This window comes from Streptomyces niveiscabiei, from assembly GCF_001419795.1.
Lineage (GTDB): Bacteria > Actinomycetota > Actinomycetes > Streptomycetales > Streptomycetaceae > Streptomyces > Streptomyces niveiscabiei.
Window position 1 is genome coordinate 1 of sequence record NZ_LIRL01001118.1, and the last position, 2,035, is coordinate 2,035.

Annotated in this window: 3 protein-coding genes; all 3 read left to right on the forward strand. The window is 72.8% G+C overall.

What is annotated here, in order from left to right; translation table 11 throughout:
- Window positions 1-6: 6 nt before the first annotated feature.
- Window positions 7-1,029 (forward strand): 4-hydroxythreonine-4-phosphate dehydrogenase PdxA, encoded by a 1,023-nt coding sequence (pdxA, locus tag AOK24_RS40745; RefSeq protein WP_240554363.1) that lies wholly within the window; start codon window positions 7-9, stop codon window positions 1,027-1,029.
- A 59-nt stretch (window positions 1,030-1,088) separates the two neighbouring features.
- Window positions 1,089-1,871, forward strand: coding sequence for a DeoR/GlpR family DNA-binding transcription regulator (locus tag AOK24_RS40750; RefSeq protein WP_055724949.1), 783 nt, complete (start codon window positions 1,089-1,091; stop codon window positions 1,869-1,871).
- Between the two features lie 11 nt (window positions 1,872-1,882).
- On the forward strand, window positions 1,883-2,035 hold a 153-nt coding region (locus tag AOK24_RS52555; protein ID WP_167376910.1), incomplete at its 3' end, for an SDR family NAD(P)-dependent oxidoreductase.

Genomic DNA, 2,035 nt, shown 5'->3' on the forward strand with positions numbered 1-2,035 from the left:
CCCCAGGTGAACGCCACCCCCACCGACGACCGCTCGCTGCCGCTCATCGCGGTGACCATGGGAGACGGCGCGGGCATCGGCCCCGAGGTGATCGTCCCCGCCCTGCTCGACGCGGACACCCTCGCGCGCTGCCGTCCCGTCGTCATCGGCGACGCCGGACGCCTGCGGCAGGCCGCCGCGATCCTGGGCGCCGACTGCGACATCGTGCCCGTCGAGACGCCCGCCGACGCCGCGTTCACGCCCGGCCGCATCAACGTCGTCGACCTCGCCCTCCTCCCCGCCGACCTCCCCTGGGGCGCGCTGTCGCCGATCGCGGGCGAAGGCGCGTACCAGTACGTCCGCACGGCGGCCCACCTCGCCCTCAAGGGCGACGTCCACGGCATCTGCACCGCCCCCCTCAACAAGGAGGCCCTGCGCGCCGCCGGACACCTCTACCCCGGCCACACCGAACTCCTCGCCCACCTGACCGGCGTCGACGAGGTGTCGATGATGCTGTCGACGCCGAAGGTGAAGGTCATCCACGTCACCACCCACATCGGCCTCATCGACGCCGTCAACCGCATCGAACCGGGCCTCGTGGAGCGCACCGTGCGGCGCGGGCACGAGGCGATGGTCCGCGCCGGGGTCCCGGACCCGGTGATCGGCGTGTGCGGCATCAACCCGCACGCCGGGGAGAACGGGCTCTTCGGGTACGGCGAGGAGGAGGAGAAGATCGTGCCCGCGCTGGAGGTGCTGCGCGCCGACGGCATCGACGCGCGCGGACCGCTCCCCGCCGACACCGCGTTCTTCCTCGCCGGGCGCGGCGACTACGACCTGATCGTCGCCATGTACCACGACCAGGGGCACGGCCCCGTGAAGGTCCTCGGCATCGAGTCCGGGGTGAACCTCACCGTCGGACTGCCCGTCATCCGGACGTCCGTGGACCACGGAACGGCCTTCGACATCGCGGGGAAGGGCGTCGCCGAGGCCGGTAGCATGGTCGAGGCCCTGCGCCAGGCCGCCGAGATGTCGTCCGTACCGGCCCACTGAGGGTTCGCGCATGACCCAGACCCGCTGACCGAACGGCATGCGAAGGACCCACGAAACTGATGTCTCCCACCGGTTCCCAGGCCCGGCGCGACCGGATCCTGCACCTCGCCACCACCACCGGCCTCACCAGCGTCGAGGAACTCTCCGAACGGTTCGGCGTCACCGCCTCCACGATCCGCCGCGACCTCGCCCGCCTCACCGCCGACGGCCGCCTCGCCCGCACCTACGGCGGCGCCATGCCGCTCACCGCGCACCCCGAGGCGTCGCTGCGGCAGCGCACCGGCGAGGCGTTCGAGGCGAAAAGGGCCATCGCGCGCCGGGCCGCCGCCGAGGTCCGCACGGGGGAGACCGTCCTCCTCGACGCCGGCTCCACGGTCGGCGCCCTCGCCCACGAACTGCGCTCCGCGAAGGAACTCACCGTCGCCACCACAGGTCTGACGGCCCTTCAGGAACTCTCCGACGTCGACACCGTCCACGTCGAATGCCTCGGCGGCACCCTCCGCCCGCTCAGCCAGGGCTTCGTCGGCCCCCTCACCGAGGCCGCCCTCGAACGCATGACCTTCGACCGCGTCTTCCTCGGCACGGACGGCATCTCCCCCGAACGCGGCATCTGCGAAGCCGACCTGCGCCAGACCCGCCTGAAGGAACTGATGGCCCGCCGCGCCGACGAGGTGTACGTCCTCGCCCACGCCGCGAAACTCGGCCGGCGCCCGTTCCACGCCTGGGCGACGCTCCCCGGCGAGTGGACACTGATCACGGACACCGACGCGGACCCGTCGATCGTGGCCGAACTGCGGGGGCGGGGGGTCGAGGTGGTCCTCGCGGAGGTGTCACCGGCATGACCCGCACCGGCATGACCCGCAACGCCCTAGTCACCGGCGTCAGTTCCGGCATCGGCGCGGCCGTCTGTCACCGCCTGCTGCGCGACGGCTGGCAGGTCACCGGCATCAGCCGCCGCCGGCCCGCCCCCGAACCCGGCCTGACCTGGCACCACGCGGACCTGACC